At 55.2% G+C, this 21199-nt stretch carries 20 protein-coding genes and 1 pseudogene; 9 read left to right on the forward strand and 12 right to left on the reverse strand.

Annotation, left to right across the window (positions count from 1 at the left end):
- Window positions 1-769: pseudogene (gene ribD / locus AQS70_RS08310) on the reverse strand (bifunctional diaminohydroxyphosphoribosylaminopyrimidine deaminase/5-amino-6-(5-phosphoribosylamino)uracil reductase RibD); the annotation flags it as partial.
- On the reverse strand, window positions 766-1230 hold the full coding sequence (gene nrdR / locus AQS70_RS08315) for a transcriptional regulator NrdR (RefSeq protein WP_003444283.1): 465 nt from the start codon (window positions 1228-1230) through the stop codon (window positions 766-768). The gene nrdR and the pseudogene ribD, both read right to left, overlap by 4 nt.
- Before the next feature lie 194 nt (window positions 1231-1424).
- Between nrdR and AQS70_RS08320 the strand changes: the two genes are divergently transcribed.
- The 3 genes from AQS70_RS08320 (at window position 1425) to trxA (ending at window position 3467) form a co-directional block, all read left to right on the forward strand.
- Window positions 1425-1874 (forward strand): YbaY family lipoprotein, encoded by a 450-nt coding sequence (locus AQS70_RS08320; RefSeq protein WP_055102377.1) that lies wholly within the window; start codon window positions 1425-1427, stop codon window positions 1872-1874.
- Window positions 1871-2524, forward strand: a complete 654-nt coding sequence (locus AQS70_RS08325) for a class I SAM-dependent methyltransferase (protein ID WP_055102378.1) — start codon at window positions 1871-1873, stop codon at window positions 2522-2524. The genes AQS70_RS08320 and AQS70_RS08325 overlap by 4 nt, the downstream gene beginning before the upstream one ends.
- A gap of 67 nt (window positions 2525-2591) precedes the next feature.
- Window positions 2592-3467, forward strand: a complete 876-nt coding sequence (trxA, locus tag AQS70_RS08330) for a thioredoxin (protein WP_055102379.1) — start codon at window positions 2592-2594, stop codon at window positions 3465-3467.
- A gap of 95 nt (window positions 3468-3562) precedes the next feature.
- Here trxA and AQS70_RS08335 read toward each other — a convergent pair whose 3' ends face one another.
- Entirely contained in the window at window positions 3563-3904 is a 342-nt protein-coding gene (locus tag AQS70_RS08335) for a hypothetical protein (protein WP_055102380.1), read from the reverse strand.
- A 133-nt stretch (window positions 3905-4037) separates the two neighbouring features.
- Here AQS70_RS08335 and AQS70_RS08340 point away from each other — a divergent pair, with 133 nt between their 5' ends.
- From AQS70_RS08340 to AQS70_RS08360, 5 genes are all read left to right on the forward strand, one after another.
- Window positions 4038-4604 (forward strand): DUF2796 domain-containing protein, encoded by a 567-nt coding sequence (locus tag AQS70_RS08340; protein ID WP_055102381.1) that lies wholly within the window; start codon window positions 4038-4040, stop codon window positions 4602-4604.
- A 103-nt stretch (window positions 4605-4707) separates the two neighbouring features.
- Window positions 4708-5418 carry an ABC transporter ATP-binding protein gene (locus tag AQS70_RS08345; protein WP_055102382.1) on the forward strand — a complete coding sequence of 237 codons (711 nt, stop codon included), beginning with the start codon at window positions 4708-4710 and terminating at the stop codon, window positions 5416-5418.
- 1 nt (window position 5419) lies between these two features.
- The gene (locus tag AQS70_RS08350; protein ID WP_055102383.1) at window positions 5420-6685 is read left to right on the forward strand and encodes an ABC transporter permease; all 1266 of its coding nucleotides are present in this window, start codon (window positions 5420-5422) and stop codon (window positions 6683-6685) included.
- Window positions 6686-6695: 10 nt separating this feature from the next.
- Entirely contained in the window at window positions 6696-7220 is a 525-nt protein-coding gene (locus AQS70_RS08355; protein WP_055102384.1) for a DUF3299 domain-containing protein, read from the forward strand.
- Between the two features lie 119 nt (window positions 7221-7339).
- On the forward strand, window positions 7340-8038 hold the full coding sequence (locus tag AQS70_RS08360; protein WP_055102385.1) for an OmpW/AlkL family protein: 699 nt from the start codon (window positions 7340-7342) through the stop codon (window positions 8036-8038).
- 68 nt (window positions 8039-8106) lie between these two features.
- Here AQS70_RS08360 and AQS70_RS08365 read toward each other — a convergent pair whose 3' ends face one another.
- From AQS70_RS08365 to AQS70_RS08385, 5 genes are all read right to left on the reverse strand, one after another.
- Window positions 8107-9036: an NAD-dependent epimerase/dehydratase family protein gene (locus AQS70_RS08365; RefSeq protein ID WP_055102386.1), complete on the reverse strand. Its 930-nt coding sequence runs from the start codon at window positions 9034-9036 to the stop codon at window positions 8107-8109.
- Window positions 9029-9913, reverse strand: coding sequence for a sugar nucleotide-binding protein (locus AQS70_RS08370; protein WP_055102387.1), 885 nt, complete (start codon window positions 9911-9913; stop codon window positions 9029-9031). Before AQS70_RS08370 ends, AQS70_RS08365 begins: the two co-directional genes overlap by 8 nt.
- A 134-nt stretch (window positions 9914-10047) precedes the next feature.
- Window positions 10048-12171 carry a mechanosensitive ion channel family protein gene (locus tag AQS70_RS08375; RefSeq protein WP_055102388.1) on the reverse strand — a complete coding sequence of 708 codons (2124 nt, stop codon included), beginning with the start codon at window positions 12169-12171 and terminating at the stop codon, window positions 10048-10050.
- Window positions 12172-12438: 267 nt separating this feature from the next.
- Window positions 12439-12963 carry a single-stranded DNA-binding protein gene (locus AQS70_RS08380; protein ID WP_055102389.1) on the reverse strand — a complete coding sequence of 175 codons (525 nt, stop codon included), beginning with the start codon at window positions 12961-12963 and terminating at the stop codon, window positions 12439-12441.
- Window positions 12964-12972: 9 nt separating this feature from the next.
- Entirely contained in the window at window positions 12973-14364 is a 1392-nt protein-coding gene (locus tag AQS70_RS08385; RefSeq protein WP_055102390.1) for an MFS transporter, read from the reverse strand.
- A 225-nt stretch (window positions 14365-14589) separates the two neighbouring features.
- On the opposite strand from AQS70_RS08385, the gene uvrA reads away from it, so the two are divergent.
- A complete protein-coding gene (gene uvrA, locus AQS70_RS08390) occupies window positions 14590-17424 on the forward strand; it encodes an excinuclease ABC subunit UvrA (RefSeq protein ID WP_055102391.1) in 2835 nt (944 codons plus the stop codon).
- Window positions 17425-17512: 88 nt separating this feature from the next.
- Here the strand turns inward: uvrA and bfr are convergent, their stop codons facing one another.
- From bfr to AQS70_RS08410, 4 genes are all read right to left on the reverse strand, one after another.
- A complete protein-coding gene (bfr, locus tag AQS70_RS08395; protein WP_048373825.1) occupies window positions 17513-17977 on the reverse strand; it encodes a bacterioferritin in 465 nt (154 codons plus the stop codon).
- Between the two features lie 155 nt (window positions 17978-18132).
- The gene (locus AQS70_RS08400) at window positions 18133-19581 is read right to left on the reverse strand and encodes a catalase (RefSeq protein WP_055102392.1); all 1449 of its coding nucleotides are present in this window, start codon (window positions 19579-19581) and stop codon (window positions 18133-18135) included.
- Between the two features lie 173 nt (window positions 19582-19754).
- On the reverse strand, window positions 19755-20141 hold the full coding sequence (gene rplQ, locus AQS70_RS08405) for a 50S ribosomal protein L17 (RefSeq protein ID WP_047277870.1): 387 nt from the start codon (window positions 20139-20141) through the stop codon (window positions 19755-19757).
- A gap of 42 nt (window positions 20142-20183) precedes the next feature.
- Entirely contained in the window at window positions 20184-21185 is a 1002-nt protein-coding gene (locus tag AQS70_RS08410; RefSeq protein ID WP_003176403.1) for a DNA-directed RNA polymerase subunit alpha, read from the reverse strand.
- Window positions 21186-21199 lie beyond the last annotated feature (14 nt).

Genomic DNA, 21199 nt, shown 5'->3' on the forward strand with positions numbered 1-21199 from the left:
GCCAACAGCAGTTTGCGCAAGTCCACTTGGCCATTGGCGCCGTGGATCACCAAACACTCCGGCCCTGTGCGGTACTGTTCCGCCGGAGGGACACAGGTGGCGACCAAGGCCGGGCCCGCTTTGAAAAACGGCGCATCCAACGGCACTCGCAAGCGCCCGTCAATCAACACCCGCAGCGGTGGGCGGCTAAGCGCCAGCGCCGTCAGTTCAGGGCTTAAGCCCAGTTCTGGCCCGCGCACGGTAAGCCGCGCGCCGTCGGCTAATACCGTATCAGCGCCGGTCAACACCACACTGGCCTCGGCTCGCAGGCGCTGCACCGCAGAGCGGGCAGCAGGGCCGGTGATCCATTGGCTTTCGCCGTTGGCCATCGCCGTGCGGCCATCAAGGCTCATAGCCATTTTTACGCGCACAAACGGCAAGCCATGCTCCATGCGCTTGAGAAACCCGGGGTTCAGCGCACGAGCTTCTTGCTCTAGCACGCCGCTGAGCACCTCAATACCGGCATCGGCCAAGCGTTTTAGCCCGCGCCCCGCGACTTCCGGGTTGGGGTCTTGCATGGCCGCAACCACTCGCGCGATGCCAGCATGGAGCAAGCCATCGGCACACGGCGGTGTGTGGCCATGATGGCTGCAGGGTTCCAACGTGCCGTAGGCCGTCGCCCCACGGGCCCACTGGCCCGCCGCGCGCAAGGCGTCCCTTTACGCGCCAGCTCAATCGCGCGCGCCATGTAATGGGCATCTAAAACGGTTTGTTCGGCGCAAAGTGTCATTCTTTGGAAGGCTCACGGGCGAGTCGATCAATCTCTTCGCGGAACTCGTTAAGGTCCTGGAAGCGTCGATAGACAGAGGCGAATCGGATATAGGCCACTTCGTCGAGCTTTTGCAGCTCGCCCATGACCAGCTCACCCACCACCAGCGATTTGACTTCACGTTCGCCAGTGGCGCGCAGCTTGCTCTTTATATGGGCCAGCGCAGCTTCAAGGCGCTCGACACTGACCGGGCGCTTTTCGAGGGCTCGCTGCATACCGGCGCGTAGTTTTTCTTCGTCAAAAGGCTGACGACTGCCGTCTTGCTTGATGAGTCGCGGTAACACCAACTCGGCTGTTTCAAAGGTGGTGAAACGCTCACCACAGGCCAGGCATTCGCGCCGGCGGCGCACCTGATCGCCCTCGGCGACCAGACGCGAGTCGATGACTTTAGTGTCGTTGGCACCGCAGAATGGACAGTGCATGGTGGCGGCAACAAAAAATGGGAGGGCCATGGTAGGGTCTGTTCCCGTTTCATTGCAACCGCGACGCAATGAAACGGCAACAGACCCTAGCGCATCCCGCTGGCAAGACAAGCCATAGGCTTTACGGTATACAGTCCGCCGACTACCTTTTTAAACAATTTTAGACGCCGACTGACCCGCCGCTGGAGCCTTTCATGTCACTAAGAACGTGTGTATTGCTGTGTTTCGTCAGCTTGCTGGCCGCCTGCGCCAGCGGGCCATCTCAAACGCAACAACCCCAAGTGCTACCCAAACCAGAAACCGACGCACCGGTCGATCTGGGGCCGCTACCAGCCTTTCAGCGCGAGCTGAGTGGCGTGCTCACCGGCGCCCCAAAAGGCGCCGAGGTTGAGCTGGCGATGCTGATCGTTGACGAGCGCGGGCGCCCACAAGGGCTGATGGCCAGCAGTAAGATCACCGGCAATAACCAGCCACTGCCCTTTACCTTGCGTTTTAACCCCGAAGCTTTCCCTACCGGCGCTCGGGTTGAACTGCGCGGGCGGGCGAGCCAGTCCGGGCAATTAATTCTGCACCTGCCTAGCCGTATCATCGGCCAGCCATCGACGCAAAATCTGGGCACTCTGGCCTTTGTCACCGCACCATGAACACACCGTTCGACCTGCAACAGTCGTTGAGCGCATTGCTGGGCGATGCGCGACTGGTGATCACAGACTTGCCAGGCACCTCACTCAAGCTGTGGCTGATTGATGCGCTGAATATGGACCGCGCTTTCACCGCTGATGAAACCCGGCGCATTCTTTATGAGCCTCCGTATTGGGCTTTTTGCTGGGCCAGTGGTTTGGCCTTGGCGCGTTATTTGGCCGAGCAACCGCAGTGGGTGCGGGGCAAGCGCGTGCTGGATTTTGGGGCCGGTTCGGGCATTGCGGCGATAGCTGCGGCCAAAGCTGGCGCGCTGGAAGTGGTGGCGTGTGATCTTGACCCCTTGGCGCTGGCGGCTTGCCGGGCGAATGCCGAACTCAATGAGGTGCAGTTGCAGTACTCCAGCGATTTCTTTGCCGAAGATGATCGCTTCGACTTGGTGCTGGTGGCAGATGTGCTTTATGACCGCGAAAATTTGCCGCTGCTGGATCAGTTTTTGACCCGTGGTCTGCAAACGCTGGTCGCTGACTCCCGAGTGCGTGACTTCATCCATCCGTTGTATCAACAACTGGACAGCCTTAAAGCGCTGACTTTGCCGGATTTGGCCGAGCCTCATGAGTTTCGCAACGTAAGTCTGTATCACGCGCAACGCTAGCATGCGGCTTTCGGCCTGCCCGAACAGCCTTTATAGTTGCCTTCATTTACCTGTTTCGAGACACCTAATGAATCAGCCTACGCATTCTTACAGCTTCGACGTGACTTCCGCTGACTTCGACAAGCTGGTCGTTGAAGCCTCTTTTGATCAACCGGTTCTGGTAGATTTTTGGGCTGAGTGGTGCGCGCCGTGCAAGGTGATGCTTCCGATTCTGGAGCAGATCGCTGAGGAATATCAGGGCGAGTTGCTGCTGGCCAAGGTTAATTGCGATGTAGAGCAAGATGTCGTTGGCCGTATTGGCATTCAAACTTTGCCGACTGTGGTCTTGTTTAAAGACGGCAAAGTGGTTGATGGCTTTCAGCAAGCACAACCCGAATCAGCCATTCGCGCCATGCTTGCCCCCCACGTAATAATGCCCGCCCCTGCAGCGGCAGATCCTTTGGAACAAGCTCAAGCACTGTTTGCCGAGAGCCGTTTTGCCGATGCTGAGGCGCTGCTACAAACCATCCTGACTGAAGACAACACCAACGCCAAAGCGCTGATTTTGTACGGCCGTTGCTTGGCTGAGCGCAATGAGTTGACAGAAGCTCAGGCTGTGCTGGATGCGGTTAAAGGCGATGAGTACAAAGCTGAGCTGGCGGGTGCCAAGGCGCAATTGACGTTCCTGCGCCAAGCGGCGGAGTTGCCCGACGTGGCCGACCTAAAAACCCGCGTGGCGCAAAACCCGCAGGATGATGAGGCGGCGTATCAGTTGGCGATTCAGCAATTGGCACGTCAGCAATATGAAGCCGCTTTGGATGGGTTGCTGAAGTTGTTTACCCGTAACCGCAGCTACAACGAAGGCATCACTCACAAAACCTTGCTGCAAGTGTTTGACCTGTTGGGCAATGACCATCCGTTGGTCACGACCTATCGCCGCAAGCTGTTTGCAGCGTTGTATTAAGACCGCAAACCCTGCGTAGGAGCTGCCGAGGTACGAAGGCTGCGATCTTTTGTTTTCAAGATCAAACCATCGCAGCCTTCGGCAGCTCCTACGGGTTATTCGATCCAGCTGTAAACCGGTGAGTCCGCACCACTCGTGACTTTGACTTCGCTGCTGTGGCGCAAGCGCACCAGTAAGCGCTTGCCTGCGCCGGTGCTGCCCGTCAGAGCTTCTAGTTGGCTCAGTAGTTCAGGCCCACTGAGTTGTCCGGCTTTGCGCAGTAGCTCTTTTGTGGTGTTCCATAGAGCATCGTCCTGACTGACCGACTTGGCAGGTGGCGAGGCCTCAGGGGCTTCGCTGACCTGCAATTGCGCACCCAGCTTCGCCCAGTCGCTGTCGTCCAGCTCGACGGTTAAATCAACAGGCCAGTCACCTATCACTCCGCGAATACGCATCATCGCCATGCTCCTCAATTTTCATACGCGCATGCTCCCATGTGGGTTGCAGAACGCCAAGCACACGGGCAAACTCCTCGCCTTATTGTTATAAGATCACATAACAACCATTACCTTCTATTGCTGGAGTCATGTTATGCGTCGCTTACTTCTTGCTTTGCCGTTTGCTCTGCTGCCGCTGGCCATGGCTCACGCCGCGGACGGCCATGATCATGACCACGAACACGGAAGCCTTGAGCCTCACGAACATGGTGTCGGGACGTTGAATGTGGCACTGGATGGCCAAACGCTTGAGCTTGACCTCGATGGCCCTGCGATAAATTTGCTGGGCTTTGAACACATCGCCACCACCGATGCTGATAAAGCCAAGGTTAATTCCGCACGCACCCAACTGGAAAACCCACTGGCGCTGTTCAGCTTGCCTAAAGCTGCCGAATGCGCGGTTGAGGCACAAGAACTCGAAAGCCCATTGTTTGAAGCAGCGCCTGAAGAAGCGGCTGCAACACAAACAGAACACCACCACAACGATATAGAAGCGCACTATGCGTTCACCTGCGCTAAGCCTGAGGCGTTGAAAACGCTGGACCTGACTCAGTTCTTTAAGACCTTCCCGGGCACCCATAAAATCAAGGCTCAATTAATTGGCGACAGCGGCCAGAAAGGCAGCGAGCTGACACCAAAATCGCCTAGCTTGACGTTTTAATGATAGGTGTGAGCTTGGCTGGCGACCTTTAAAAGATCAAAAGATCGCGAGCCAGCTCGCGCCTTCATCCTCTCCATTCAACTGCAGGTGATAGCTCTTCTCCATGACCCAAGCACTTATCGAACTCAGCGACTTGAGCTTCAGCTGGCCCGGGCAACCGGTGCTGCTGGATATTCCTGCATTTCGTCTTGAACCCGGCGAAACCTTGTTTCTGAAAGGCCCGAGTGGCAGCGGCAAGACCACGCTACTGGGCTTACTGGGCGGCGTGCAAAAAGCCAATCACGGGACGATTCGTTTGCTGGGGCAAGAACTGAGTGAGTTAGGCTCGGGCGCTCGCGACCGATTTCGGGTCGATCACACGGGCTATATTTTCCAGCAATTCAACCTGTTGCCGTTTTTATCCGTGCGCGAAAACGTTGAGTTGCCTTGCCACTTCTCAACCGTGCGCGCCAGCCGCGCCGCGCAACGCCACGGCAGCGTGGATAAGGCCGCGCAAACACTGCTCGCCCATTTGGGCCTTAAAGACCCTGGCCTGCTGGAGCGGCGCGCCGACTCTTTATCTATCGGCCAGCAACAACGAGTCGCCGCCGCTCGGGCGCTGATCGGTCAACCGGAGCTGGTGATCGCTGATGAGCCGACGTCTGCTCTCGATGCAGACGCCCGCGAAGCCTTTATCCATCTGCTGTTTGCAGAATGCCGAGAGGCGGGGGCCAGCTTGCTGTTTGTGAGTCACGACCAAAGCCTGGCCACGTTATTCGATCGTAATCTGTCGTTGTCTGAACTTAATCGCGCCGCAACATCGGCAGAGGTCTGAGATGTATTTGTTTCGTCTAGCCTTGGCCAGCCTGGCCAACCGACGCTTCACCGCGATACTCACCGCGTTCGCCATCGCGCTGTCGGTGTGTTTACTGTTGGCGGTCGAGCGCGTGCGCACTGAAGCCCGCGCCAGCTTTGCCAGCACCATCAGCGGCACCGATCTGATCGTCGGCGCGCGCTCAGGCTCGGTCAACTTGCTGCTGTATTCGGTATTTCGTATTGGCAATGCCACTAACAATATTCGCTGGGACAGCTTTGAGCACTTCGCCAATAACCCAAAGGTGAAATGGGCGATCCCGATGTCTTTGGGCGACTCCCACCGTGGTTATCGCGTAATGGGCACCAGCGAGGCGTACTTTGACCACTACCAATACGGCCATCGGCAAAACCTCGAATTAGCCACTGGACGGGCGTTTCAGACAGACCCTTTTGAGGTCGTACTCGGCGCAGAGGTCGCGCAAGCGCTGCATTACACACTCGGTGACAAGCTCGTGTTAGCCCATGGAGTGGCTGCGATCAGCCTCGTCAAACACGACGACAAACCCTTTACCGTGGTCGGCATTCTCAAGCGCACCGGTACGCCGGTCGACCGCACGCTGCATATCAGCCTCGGCGGTATGGAGGCGATTCATGTCGACTGGCACAACGGCGTTCCCGCCCAAGGGAAGGCGCGGATCAGCGCCGAGCAGGCACGCAACATGGACCTGAAGCCGCAGGCCATTACTGCATTTATGCTGGGTTTGAACAGCAAAATTTCGACCTTTGCCTTGCAACGCGAAATTAATGAGTTTCGTGGCGAACCGATGATGGCGATTTTGCCCGGCGTTGCCTTGCAGGAACTCTGGAGCCTGATGAGCACTGCCGAGAAGGCGTTATTTGTGGTGTCACTGTTTGTGGTGCTGACCGGGTTGATTGGCATGCTGACGGCTATTTTGACCAGCCTCAATGAGCGCCGCCGCGAGATGGCCATTCTGCGCTCGGTCGGGGCGCGACCTTGGCACATCGCGACCTTATTGGTGTTCGAAGCGCTGGCCTTGGCCTTGGCAGGGGTCGTGGCTGGTGTTGGTTTGCTATATGTCTGCATCGCGCTGGCTCAAGGCTATGTGCAATCGAACTACGGGATCTATTTACCGCTGGCTTGGCCAAGTGAATATGAATGGACGTTGCTCGGCGGTATTCTGGCCGCAGCCCTGCTGATGGGCTGCGTACCGGCATGGCGCGCCTACCGACAATCGCTGGCCGATGGTCTGTCTATTCGTTTATGAGCTGAGAGTGATGAAAAAAGCTGCGATATATCGCGTGCTGTTGGCGCTATTGGTGTGGGTAAGCACACCTTTGTGGGCGGCCGAGCCGAAAGAGCTGACGTGGTCAGAAATGATTCCGGCAGACGCGCCGCCTGAAGCCCCTGACATGACGCCGCTGCACGACTTGTCGCAAATCGGCGACATGGAGTCTGCTCCCGCAGCCAAGCAAGACTTGCCCAATGCGCCTGTGGTCCCTGAGCTGAACGGGCAACTGATTCGCTTACCGGGGTATATCGTGCCGCTAGAGGTCAATGAAGCAGGCCGGACCACTGAGTTTCTGCTGGTGCCATACTTTGGCGCCTGCATTCATGTCCCCCCGCCTCCGTCCAATCAAATCGTGCATGTCACCAGTAAAACCGGGGTTCAGGTTGACGAGCTGTATCAGCCGTACTGGATCGTCGGTGCTATGCAGGTCAAACCCAGTACCAGTGACTTGGCCGACGCGGGCTATCAGATGGACGCGCAAAAGATCGTGGTTTACGAACTGCCGGACTGACCCAAGTTCGTTCACGAAATTTTCACGACTTCACATTTTCATTGAGCTGGGTCAACGGAGCGGACCCCGCTGCTCATTACCATTGGTTATATAAATTTTAAATATCCAATGGAGCTCCCATGCAAAAGTCTCTGCTCAGCGCTGCTGCCCTTGCGCTCGTCGTTGTAGCGCCACTGGCCCAAGCACATTCTGAGGGTGACATCATCCTTCGTGCCGGTGCCATTACCGTCAACCCGAAAGCTGACAGCTCCCACGTCAAAGTGGATCGCGGCTCGTTGGGGGGCACCGACTTGGGCGGCAAGGCGACCATGAGCAGCGATACTCAGTTGGGCCTTAACTTTGCCTACATGATCACCGATCACGTAGGGATCGAACTGCTGGCTGCGACACCGTTTGAGCATGATGTGAAGCTCAAAAACACAGGCTTGCCTCAGGCCAACGGCAAACTAGGCAGCCTCAAGCATTTGCCGCCAACCCTGAGCGTTGTTTACTACCCGCTGGACCCCAAGTCGGTATTCCAACCCTATGTCGGCGCCGGTATTAACTACACCTGGATCTACGACGAACACGTTGGCAGCCGCGCAAGCGCTGAAGGTTTCGATCACTTCCGGGCTTCTAACTCGTGGGGCGTAGCTTGGCAGGTCGGTGCTGACTACATGCTGACCGACAACATCATGATCAACGCCCAAGCGCGCTATCTCGATATTGATACTCACGCTTATGTGAACAACAGTGCCGTGGGCGATGGCACCCGCGCCAAGGTCAATGTCGACGTTGATCCGTTCGTTTACATGGTGGGTCTGGGCTATAAGTTCTAAGCGCTACGCGTTTAGCGGCAAGCAAAAAGGCGCCTTACAAGGCGCCTTTTTGCTTTAAGCGTTCAGACTTAGCGGCCTAGCAATCGAGCCAAGCCAACATTCATCGGGGTCGTCTCGCCCAGCGTAAAGCGTTGCAAGAGGCGGCTATTGTCAGCACGTGAATGGCGGATATCACCGGCACGAGCCGGGCCGTAAGTGATCGCGGGCAGTTCGCCGACGACTTCGCCCAAAGCGTCCAGCATTTGCTTAAGGCTGGTGGCTTGATTCAGGCCCACGTTAATGGCGCCCTCTTCTGCTTGGGGTGCTTCAACGGCCTGAATCAGGATGCGCACCAAGTCGCCCACGTAGATGAAGTCGCGGGTTTGCAGGCCATCACCAAAGATAGTGATCGGCAGACCTTTTTCAGCACGCTCACTGAAGATACTGATCACGCCAGAGTACGGCGAGGACGGATCTTGGCGCGGCCCGTAAACATTGAAGAAGCGGAAAACTACAGGCTCCAAGCCGTGCTCACGGCGATAGAAGTCTAGGTAGTATTCACTGGCCAGTTTGTCTGACGCATAGGGCGTGAGTGGTGCTTTGGGCGTGTCTTCAACAATCGACTCACCTTCACCGTTATTGCCGTAGACCGCGGCACTGGAGGCGAATACCACCCGTTTGACGCCCGCTTCGCGCATGGCCTCACACACGTTGAGCGTGCCGACAAAGTTGCTTTGATGGGTGCTGACCGGATCGTCTACTGATGCCTGCACCGAAGCCACTGCAGCTAAATGCACGACTGCGCTACAACCCGCCATCGCGCGTTTGACCAAGGCCGCATCAGCCACATTGCCTTCGATGAGTTCGACCTTGGGGTTATCGAGCGCCAAGTTACTGCGTTTGCCCGTCGACAAGTCGTCGAGGATTCGCACGGCGTACCCTTTAGCTAGCAGGCTGTCCACTAGATTGGAACCAATAAAGCCGGCACCGCCGGCGATTAAAACGGGAGCATCAACCATGACGATAAAACCTATCTAGTAAAGCCGGGAGCCCCGCCCGCCAGGCGCGAGGCTTGATCCCGAAGGTATGAAGAATTTTCTTGCAGGCCAGCACCGCATGCTGTGGCTCTTCAGCCGCATCAGGGCATGCCGCATGGGCCTGAGGGGTAGGTGCTTGAACAACTAACGGACGCAGGTGACGAGCTTCATCAAGAATGGCTTGGCCCAGCGCCAGCGGCGTGGTGGCTTCGTGCCCAGCGTAATGATAGGTGCCCCACAAGGGAGCCGCGCAATCGAGTTGTTTGAGGACGGAGAGGATGACCCGTGCGGCGTCATCGACCGGTGTCGGGTTGCCGCGTCGATCATCGGCCATCAGCAGTTCGCCTGGCTTTTCAGCCTGGGCCAGAAACCGGCCTAAGCTGCCTTGCGGGCTGTCATCAAGCAACCAACCGAATCGCAGCAAAACATGTTGTGGGCAAATGGCCCGGACACTTTGCTCAATACGCCACAACGCTTGACCGCGTAAACCAAGCGGGACAGGTTCGTCCTTTTCGCTGTAAGCGGTAGCCCGTGAGCCATCGAACACTCGATAGCTGGAAGGCTGGAGCAAGGTCATGTTGTGGTGCTGGCACAGTTCAGAGAGGCGTTCGACAGCCCGCTCTTGTTCGGCAAGGCGCGTGTCGCTCACGCTCTGCGACTGAAACCAGTCGAAGTAGTATGCAAGGTTGATGACGGCATCCGGACGCGTTTCATCCAGCAGCTGCGTCAGGCTCGCGGCGTCCCAGCCGTCTTGCGGCGGACGCGGGGCGAGGAAATTAATGTCTTCCTCGGCACCCAGACGAATCAGCGCCTGCCCGAGAGCATTTCCGCCGCCCAATAACATAAGGCGCATTCGCATAGAGTGTGCAGGCTCAGTCTATTCAGAACGGTGTATATACCAGAAAACCAACCGTGGAAGCTGTTGGCCATGATCAAGATCCCCGCATTTTGCGGGTTTATGTGCCGGTCGTCACTGACAAAGTGCATCGCTGATCACTTGCCACCCTGTGTCGCAGGTGGCATATCGGGCAGCAAAAGTGCCGATTGTTGCGGTTCGACCGTCTGTTGCTCGGTTTGTTCTGTGTCACGAGCCGGCATTAAAAAGCCTTGTGGGTAATGTTGTGCAAAATGTACATCTGCCGACTTATCCACAAGCTTCTTAAGGCGGTTATTAAACGCCCTAGCTATTGAGCTCTGAGCACCAGACATGGTTCTAAACTGAGCGGTAATCGTGACGCCATCGAGGTTCATACTGTCGATACCAAATACGCTTAACGGGCCTTGCAAATGGAGGCTGAGCAGAGGGTCGTCGCTGATCTGTCGACCGGCCTCGTAGATTAAGTCCGTCGCTTTATCGACATCGGTGTCATAGGTGAACTGAACGGCGAAGTAGGCGTAGGCAAACTGACGAGAATGGTTGACTACCGCCTTGATCTGGCCAAAGGGCACCGAATGCACATAACCGCGCGAGTCACGCAGGCGCAACGTGCGAATGGTCAACCCCTCGACGGTGCCCGCATGGCTGGAGTCGACTTCTACCCAGTCGCCGACTGAAATGGTGTCCTCGATCAGGATGAAGAGCCCGGTAATGACGTCTTGCACCAATTGTTGAGAGCCAAAGCCAATGGCCAAACCAATAACCCCGGCCCCAGCCAAAAACGGTGTTACGTTCACGCCCAAGTTAGCCATTGTGCTGATGATAAAGATGACGGCCAACACCACTTTTACGGCATTGCGGATCATCGGCAAGATAGTTTTTAGGCGGCTGCTCGGCGCATGCGTACCACGTCGCGAGGCCGATGGCTCCAGCACTTGCTGAATCGCAGTATCAAGCACCACCCAAGCCAGCCATGTGGAGAGAAAAATCATCAGGATGTGCCCCAGAGAGTCACTGATGACTTGCCCTGTATGGCTATCAGAGGCAAACGCCCACACTGAAAAACCCCAGATTTGAGCCAACAACTCGATAAAAGTCACGGCTAGCGTGATACGTAACAGTACGTAAACCACCGTCATCAAGCGCGCTTTATAAATACCGTTCGAACGCAATAGCGTATTGAATGAGTGGTGCAAAATGGTGCTCAAAAATACGGTTGTAATCAGCAATCCCGAGGTCAGCAACGCACTGCGCAGCGCACGCCCACTGCCTTCCCCGACACCTAAAAGGTTAAGCGCCGAAACCAAGAGCATCAAAAGAATGGGCCAATACCAAAGTACCGAAAAAATACGCAGCGACTCTTGTAAGGCAGGCTGCCCCAAACGCTGCGCCAATGCGCGATCGCGAATCAGGTGCGCCACAGGCCGACGCAACTTGATCGCCAGATAAGCAAACACGACACACGCCACTAACCCCGCCAGTATTGAGACACAACTCGCGAGATGAGTACCGATTACCAGCGCAACCTGAGGGCTGGCCATCCCATCACTCAGGGCCGCAAAGCATCCAATCACAAATAGCGGGCGCACAGAATATTGACGAATGATCCGAACAGCAGTTCGTTTGTGGCCTATATCGAGCATGGCAATCAGTGACAACACCAACGCGGCGCAAAATACACCGCTACTAGTGGCATAGATCAAACACACGCCTAAGGCGCGACCAACAGAGTTGGGCAGTAAATGGCTGCCAAACAGTATCAGTGCTAAAGACAGCACCGCAGGCAGTAGATACGAGACTCCGCACCCCAAGAACCTTTGTAGTCGTGGTCGAGCGTGGACAGCACGGGTTTTGCTCAGAGAGCGCACTAGTAATTTGCCGACAAGCATCAGCCCTGCAAATACCCCAGCCCAAGTGAGCAACACGACGAAAAAGTCCCCAACTCCGCTTCCCTCAGGCTGGTTGACGACTTTTTCGGCTAATACTTCGGCTTCATCGGTTGCCTGCTCTGCACGCAAACGCCAAATGTCGAGCAAATGAACGCTTAGACCCAGTCTGTCTTGAACACTGTCGATGCTAGATCCCAAAGCGCCTAATAGGCCACCATCGACCAATACTGGCGGTTTACCGTCGGTTTCTTCGGCCTTCATCATTGACGCTAGAGTCGGGGCGGCCTGAACAGTTCCGACGCCTGCCAGCAACAGGATCACCAATAAGATGGCTGTTTTAAAAGTGGACAAAATCGCAGGCTCCTCATAAACGTCAGTAATAAGTGGCTCGAATACGCATAGCTACTTTAGAGAAATAGCTCAATGACACGTCACCTCGCTACAGCGTAGTCAATTGCCGAGCGGGCTCAGCAACTTCCCTCACATACCTTGTGTAATCTCGTGCGACTGTGATGCGATGGATTAAAGACTACGCACAGGGGGCCCAAACAAAAGGCCCGACGCAGGATCTGCGGCGGGCCTTATGTGGCTCAGAGTGCGTAACCCAAGGGCTTGACTCTAGAACGGGATATCGTCGTCGAAGCTATCGAAGTCTGCGGCTGGCTGTTGCGGCTGCTGTTGCGGTGCTGGACGCGACTGTTGTTGCTGTTGCTGCTGCGGCGCAGGGCGTTGAGCCTGTTGACGCGGAGCGGATTGCTGGTAGTTGTTACCGCCGCCCTGGTTTTGTTGATCGCCCTGCGGACGGCCACCCAGCAATTGCATGGTGCCTTGCATGTCGACCACGATTTCGGTGGTGTAACGCTTGATACCGTCTTTTTCCCACTCACGGGTTTGCAGTTTGCCTTCGATGTATACCTGCGAGCCCTTACGCAGGTATTCGCCAGCGATTTCGGCTACTTTGCCGAACATCGAAACACGGTGCCATTCAGTCTTTTCGACTTTTTGACCGGTTTGCTTGTCAGTCCACTGTTCGCTGGTTGCCAGACTCAGGTTGGTCACGGCATTACCGTTAGGCAAGTAGCGAACTTCGGGATCCTGGCCGCATGTGCCGACCAATATAACTTTGTTAACCCCACGGGCCATAACGTTCTCCTAGGCTTCGCGCGCCGGAGCTGGGTTAACCAACTGCTCGAGTGTCGCGCGATCCAATAGTTCGGTGTCCAATTTGATATAAATCGCGGACTCTTCAGCCACGATCACTGCATCTGTAACGCCCTTAACAGCCTTTAAACGCTCAGCCAGACCTGTTTCACGCAGCGCTTGCGGTGATAACGGCAAGCGCAGGCTTTTTACGTAAGGTGGTTCGCGCATGGTAACAGCAAAGGCTAGCCAGAGTGCAGCCAGCGCAGCGCATCCTAGGAACACTGCCGACAGACCGCCATGCTGGAAAAACCAGCCACCGAGTATGCCGCCCAGTGCCGAACCTAAAAATTGGCTAGTGGAGTAAACCCCCATCGCCGTACCTTTGCCGCCAGCAGGTGACACCTTGCTGATGAGTGAAGGCAGTGAAGCCTCCAACAGGTTAAACGCGGTGAAGAACACGACAATGCCAATCACCAACATCCGCAAGCTGTTACCGAACTGCCAGAAGAATAGCTCAGTCAGCATCAAGGTACCGATGGCGCCAAGCAAAACTCGTTTCATTTTGCGTTTCTTTTCGCCATAGATGATGAACGGGATCATGGCGAAGAAAGAAATCAGCAATGCGGTCAGGTAGACCCACCAGTGTTGCTCTTTAGGCAGGCCGGCTTTTTCGACCAATGCCAACGGCACAGCAATGAAGCTGGACATCAACATGGCATGTAACACAAAGATGCCCAGATCCAGACGGAGCAGATCGGGATGTTTCAGCGTCGGGATCAGTGCTTGCTTGGCGACACCCGATTCGCGGTGCTGCAAGGTGTCAGTCGAGCGCGGCACCATAAACATGATGATCAAGATACCCAGCAACGCCATTGCACCGGTGGCCAGAAATAAGCCTGACAAGCCGAAAGCACGGGTCAACAGCGGCCCAACCACCATTGCTATAGCAAATGACAAGCCGATGGTCATGCCGATAATGGCCATGGCTTTGGTGCGGTGCTGCTCACGGGTCAGGTCAGAAAGTAGAGCCATCACGGCAGCAGAAATCGCGCCAGCGCCTTGCAGAACGCGTCCTGCAACCACGCCCCAGATCGAGTCAGAGTTAGCCGCCAGCATGCTGCCCAAGGCAAATACGATGAGTCCGAAATAAATAACCGGGCGTCGACCAATGCGATCAGAAATCATCCCGAAGGGGATCTGAAAAAGAGCCTGAGTCAGGCCGTAAGCGCCTATCGCCAAGCCAATCAACGCTGGGGTAGCGCCTGCCAAGTCCATCCCGTAGGTCGCTAAAACCGGCAAAACCATAAACATGCCAAGCATACGGAACGCAAACACAAGTGCCAGACCGCCGGCTGCGCGGGTTTCGCTGCCACTCATGCGTTCGCTTAGGGGATCGTGCATGGAAAAACCTCATGTGAACCGGCGGCGATTCTACCAGTCCCATCGAGTAACAGCACACACAGGAGCGAAGCGCGACGCTTTGTCACGCAAAAGTTAAGAAACTCCTGACAGTTCAAAACGAAGCGTCAGCAATCCCTTATGACATGCAGCCATCAAGGTCTGCACAGTTTTCACGCAGATACGTATACTCAGTCGTTTACGTTATGCCCGCCAAGCGAGGCCGCAGTGGACAAGATCCTGATACGTGGGGCACGAACCCACAACCTGAAGAACATCGACCTGACCCTGCCTAGGGACAAACTGATCGTTATCACCGGACTGTCTGGCTCCGGCAAATCATCTCTGGCCTTTGACACTTTATATGCCGAAGGACAACGGCGTTATGTCGAGTCTTTGTCGGCGTACGCCCGTCAGTTCCTGTCTATGATGGAAAAGCCTGACGTCGATACCATCGAAGGGTTGTCACCCGCGATTTCTATCGAGCAAAAGTCGACTTCGCACAACCCCCGCTCCACGGTGGGTACGATCACCGAGATTTACGATTACCTGCGCCTGCTGTACGCCCGCGTGGGTATCCCGCGCTGCCCTGACCACGACATTCCACTGGAAGCCCAGACCGTCAGCCAAATGGTTGACTTAGTGTTGGCACAACCCGAAGGCAGCAAATTGATGCTGCTGGCGCCGGTTATTCGTGAGCGCAAGGGTGAACACCTGTCGGTGTTTGAGGAGTTGCGTGCCCAAGGTTTCGTCCGCGCTCGCGTAGACGGCAAACTCTGTGAGCTGGATGAACTGCCTAAGCTCGACAAACAGAAGAAGCACACCATTGATGTGGTTGTTGATCGCTTTAAAGTACGTGCGGACTTGCAGCAGCGTTTGGCTGAATCGTTTGAAACGGCCCTGAAGCTAGCCGATGGTATTGCTTTAGTGGCGCCAATGGACGATGAACCCGGTGAAGAGATCATCTTTTCCGCGCGCTTTGCTTGTCCGATCTGCGGCCATGCTATTAGCGAACTTGAGCCCAAGCTATTTTCTTTCAACAACCCGGCTGGCGCGTGCCCTACCTGCGACGGTTTAGGGGTAAAACAGTTTTTTGACATCAAACGTTTGGTGAATGGCGAGCTAACGCTGGCAGAGGGTGCCATTCGCGGCTGGGATCGGCGCAACGTCTATTACTTCCAGATGCTCGGAGCGCTAGCCAAACACTACGATTTCAGCCTTGAAGTCCCGTTTAATGAATTGCCTGCTGATAAGCAGAAAGTCATTTTGTATGGCAGCGGGAGCCAAAATGTTGATTTCCGCTATCTAAATGATCGCGGCGACATTGTGAAACGTGCGCATCCGTTTGAAGGCATCGTCCCGAACCTTGAGCGTCGTTATCGCGAAACTGAGTCAGCCACTGTCCGCGAAGAGCTGGCCAAATTCCTAAGCACCCAGGCTTGCCCAGATTGCCGTGGAACCCGCCTGCGTCGTGAGGCTCGTCATGTGTGGGTAGGCGAAAAAAATCTGCCTGCGGTGACCAATATGCCGATTGGTGACGCGACTGAATACTTCAGCACGTTGAGCCTGACGGGGCGTCGTGGCGAGATCGCCGACAAGATCCTTAAGGAAATACGCGAGCGTCTGCAGTTTTTGGTGAATGTGGGCCTCGACTACCTGTCACTGGATCGCAGTGCCGACACCTTATCGGGCGGTGAAGCGCAGCGAATTCGTCTGGCTAGCCAGATTGGTGCGGGGCTGGTGGGTGTTTTGTATATCCTCGATGAGCCCTCTATTGGCTTGCATCAACGTGATAATGATCGCTTGCTCGGAACACTCAAGCACCTGCGCGACATAGGTAATACCGTCATTGTGGTGGAACACGATGAAGATGCCATTCGTTTGGCAGACTATGTCGTCGATATAGGCCCGGGAGCCGGGGTACATGGCGGACATATCGTGGCTGAAGGTACGCCTGCCGAGGTGATGGCGCACCCTGACTCGCTTACCGGCAAATACCTGTCTGGTCGGGTCAAAATTGAAGTCCCGGCTAAACGCACGCCGCGTAACAAGAAGTTGACGTTGTCGCTCAAGGGCGCACGCGGCAACAACTTGCGCAATGTCGACCTTGAGATTCCGATTGGTCTTCTGACCTGCGTAACCGGCGTTTCGGGTTCGGGTAAGTCAACGCTAATCAATAATACGCTTTACCCCCTTAGTGCTACAGCCCTGAATGGCGCGACCACGTTGGAGGCCGCCGCTCATGACAGCATTAAAGGGCTGGAGCATCTGGATAAAGTGGTCGATATCGACCAAAGCCCGATTGGTCGGACACCGCGTTCCAACCCTGCAACCTACACCGGGCTCTTTACCCCGATCCGTGAGTTGTTCTCAGGAGTGCCAGAGTCCCGCTCACGAGGCTATGGCCCTGGGCGCTTCTCCTTTAACGTCAAAGGCGGGCGCTGCGAGGCATGCCAAGGTGACGGCCTGATCAAGGTTGAAATGCACTTTCTGCCCGATATCTACGTCCCTTGCGATGTGTGCAAGAGCAAGCGCTATAACCGTGAAACCCTTGAGATCAAATACAAGGGCAAGAGCATCCATGAAGTACTGGAGATGACTATCGAAGAGGCGCGCGAGTTCTTCGACGCCGTCCCCGCACTGGCGCGTAAGCTGCAAACCTTGATGGATGTAGGCTTGTCTTACATCAAGCTCGGCCAGTCGGCTACCACGCTTTCAGGCGGCGAAGCGCAGCGGGTGAAGCTGTCCCGCGAGCTGTCAAAGCGTGACACTGGTAAGACGCTGTATATCCTTGATGAGCCTACAACCGGCTTGCACTTTGCTGACATCCAACAGTTGCTGGATGTGCTGCACAGACTGCGCGACCACGGCAACACTGTGGTGGTGATTGAGCACAACCTAGATGTGATCAAGACCGCAGACTGGTTGGTGGATCTCGGACCTGAAGGCGGTTCAAAAGGTGGGCAGATCATTGCAACCGGCACCCCGGAAGACGTGGCTGAGATGAAGCAGTCACACACAGGCTTCTACCTGAAGCCTTTGTTGATACGCGACAGACCTTAAATCGCTGTACGAAAAAACCCCTGTCATTGCGAGATGACAGGGGTTTTTTATTGTTCTTTACGAGATGCAGTTAAAGGTTTGTAGCTCCTTAGAACTGCGATTGCAGATAATTCTGCAAACCGATCGACTTGATCAGACCTAGCTGTTTTTCTAGCCAGTAGGTGTGGTCTTCTTCGGTATCCGCCAACTGAATACGCAAGATGTCGCGGCTCACGTAGTCTTTGTGCAGCTCACACAGCTCAATGCCTTTACACAATGCGGCGCGAACCTTGTATTCCAAACGTAAATCCGCGGCGAGCATTTCTGGCACGGTTGTGCCAACGTCTAAGTCATCTGGGCGCATGCGAGGCGTGCCTTCGAGCATGAGAATCCGGCGCATCAACGCATCAGCGTGTTGTGCCTCTTCTTCCATTTCATGGTTAATGCGCTCGTAGAGCTTGGTGAAACCCCAGTCCTCGTACATACGGGAATGGACAAAATATTGGTCACGTGCAGCCAGCTCGCCGGTTAACAACGTGTTGAGGTAATCGATTACGTCCGGGTGCCCTAGCATCGCCCCACATCTCCCTGCTTGAAAGGCTGTAGTTTGAACCAAGCTGACTGGCAGGTCACGGCTCAATCGCATTAAAAACGCTAAATTGCGCAGAAAACACGCTTAAATAACGCAAAAACCGCCCATTTGAGGGCGGTTCTGCTTCTCACTTAGACTTACTTAACGGTTACACCCAACGCTTTGGCGACACCTTCCCCGTAGGCCGGATCTGCCTTGTAGAAGTGTTGCAACTGACGCTGAACAACATCCTCTGTCACTCCATCCATGTCGCCCGCAATGTTGTTGATGAGCAAGGTTTTCTGATCATCGTTCATCAACCGGAACAGTGCACCGGCATAGCTGTAGTAATCGGTGTCTTCACGGTGATCGTAACGATCAGCAGCACCATTGAGCGGCAGTGCAGGCTCAGCGTACTGAGGCGCTTGCTTAGGTGCATCTGCGTAGCTGTTAGGCTCATAGTTAGGCGCTGCGCCACCATTGTTGCCATAGGCCATCGAGCCGTCGCGCTGATACGTGTGAGCGGGTACTCGCGGGGCATTGATTGGCAGGTGTTGATGGTTGGTGCCTACACGGTAACGGTGCGCATCTGCGTAAGCGAACACCCGACCTTGCAACATACGATCAGGGGACAGACCGACACCCGGGATCATGTTGCTAGGACCGAAGGCCGCTTGTTCAACTTCCGCGAAGTAGTTCAGCGCATTACGGTTCAGTTCAAGCTCGCCAATTTCAATCAACGGGAACTCTTTTTGTGACCAAGTCTTGGTCACATCAAACGGGTTATCACGATGAGAAGCTGCCTGTGCTTCAGTCATGATTTGCATGCACACACGCCACTTCGGATAGTCACCGCGCTCAATGGCTTCGAACAGGTCGCGCTGAGCGTAGTCTGGATCTGTACCGGCGAGGCGCGCTGCCTCTTCTGGCGGCAGGTTTTTGATACCTTGCTTGGTTTTGTAATGCCACTTGACCCAATGACGCTCACCCGCAGCATTGATCAGACTGTAGGTGTGGCTGCCAAAGCCATGCATATGACGGAAACCGTCTGGAATACCGCGATCAGAAAACAGAATCGTGACTTGGTGCAGCGACTCAGGTGAGAGCGACCAGAAGTCCCACTTCATTTGTGCACTTTTGAGGTTGCTTTGCGGCAAGCGCTTTTGGGTGTGAATAAAGTCAGGAAACTTCAGCGGGTCACGGATAAAGAAGACCGGGGTGTTGTTGCCTACAATGTCCCAGTTACCTTCTTCGGTGTAAAACTTGATAGCAAAACCACGCGGATCACGCTCAGTATCAGCAGAGCCGCGCTCGCCGCCCACTGTCGAGAAACGCAAGAATGTTGGGGTTTGCTTACCAACAGTGTCGAACAACTTGGCACTGCTGTATTGGCTGATGTCACGGGTCAAGGTGAAGGTGCCGTGCGCTCCTGAACCTTTAGCGTGCACACGTCGCTCTGGAATATTTTCGCGGTTAAAGTGTGCGAGCTTTTCAATGAGGTGAAAATCGTCGAGCAACAACGGGCCACGAGGCCCAGCCGAGCGAGAGTTTTGGTTGTCAGGAACAGGTGCGCCACTGGCAGTCGTAAGCGTTTTGGTCTGGCTCATGCTTATCCTTCCTCAGTCAGTCTTTATGTTGCCGGCTAATCGGCTGAGGAAGATTATTGACCACTTATTTCACATGGGCAAATGCATTACCTGAACGTAAGCTATAGAAAAAAGCAATAAAGCAGACACAAAAAACCGGACACTAGGCCCGGTTCTTTGTAGAGACTGACGTCTTACTCAGCGGATACAGCTTCGCCGCCAACTGGACGATCAACCAACTCGACGTACGCCATAGGCGCATTGTCGCCAGCGCGGAAACCGCACTTGAGGATGCGCAGGTAGCCACCCTCACGAGTTGCATAACGCTTGCCCAGATCGTTGAACAGCTTACCAACGATAGCTTTCGAACGAGTACGGTCGAAAGCCAAACGGCGGTTAGCAACAGAATCGTTCTTGGCCAGGGTAATAAGCGGCTCAGCAACGCGACGCAGTTCTTTAGCTTTCGGCAGAGTCGTTTTGATCAGCTCGTGCTCGAACAGCGACACTGCCATGTTTTGAAACATAGCCTTGCGATGCGAGCTAGTGCGGCTCAGGTGACGACCACTTTTACGATGACGCATGGTTCATTCCTTACCAAACACAACGTTCGGTGATTACGACGATCAGGCAGTCGCCTTGTCGTCCTTCTTAAGACTTGCAGGCGGCCAGTTGTCGAGGCGCATGCCGAGGGACAGACCACGGGAGGCCAGAACGTCCTTGATTTCGGTCAAGGATTTCTTGCCCAGGTTCGGAGTCTTCAACAGTTCTACTTCAGTGCGCTGAATCAGGTCACCAATGTAGTAAATGTTCTCCGCCTTAAGGCAGTTGGCCGAACGCACGGTCAGTTCCAGATCGTCAACCGGACGAAGCAGGATCGGATCGATCTCGTCTTCCTGTTCGATAACCACTGGCTCGCTATCACCTTTGAGGTCGACGAATGCAGCCAACTGCTGTTGCAGAATGGTTGCAGCACGACGGATAGCCTCTTCAGGATCCAGTGTACCGTTGGTCTCCAGATCAATTACCAACTTGTCCAGGTTAGTACGCTGCTCGACACGGGCGTTTTCCACCACGTATGCAATACGGCGAACCGGGCTGAACGAAGAGTCGAGCTGCAAGCGACCAATGCTGCGGCTTTCGTCTTCATCGCTCTGACGCGAGTCGGCTGGTTCATAACCACGACCACGAGCTACAGTGAGCTTCATGTTCAAGGCGCCGTTAGACGCCAGGTTGGCGATTACGTGATCGGGATTAACGATCTCGACATCATGATCCAGCTGAATATCGGCAGCGGTAACCACCCCCGAACCCTTCTTCGACAAGGTCAGCGTAACTTCGTCACGGCCGTGCAGCTTGATAGCCAGACCTTTAAGGTTCAACAGGATTTCAATTACGTCTTCCTGTACACCTTCGATGGCGCTGTACTCGTGGAGCACACCATCAATCTCGGCCTCGACTACTGCACAGCCTGGCATTGAGGACAACAGGATGCGGCGCAGCGCGTTGCCCAGGGTGTGGCCAAAACCACGCTCGAGAGGCTCGAGAGTGATTTTAGCGCGGGTTGGACTGACAACCTGCACATCAATATGGCGGGGTGTCAGGAACTCATTTACCGAAATCTGCATGGATGCACCTATTT

Source organism: Pseudomonas endophytica (assembly GCF_001411475.1).
In the GTDB taxonomy this organism is placed as follows: Bacteria; Pseudomonadota; Gammaproteobacteria; order Pseudomonadales; family Pseudomonadaceae; genus Aquipseudomonas; species Aquipseudomonas endophytica.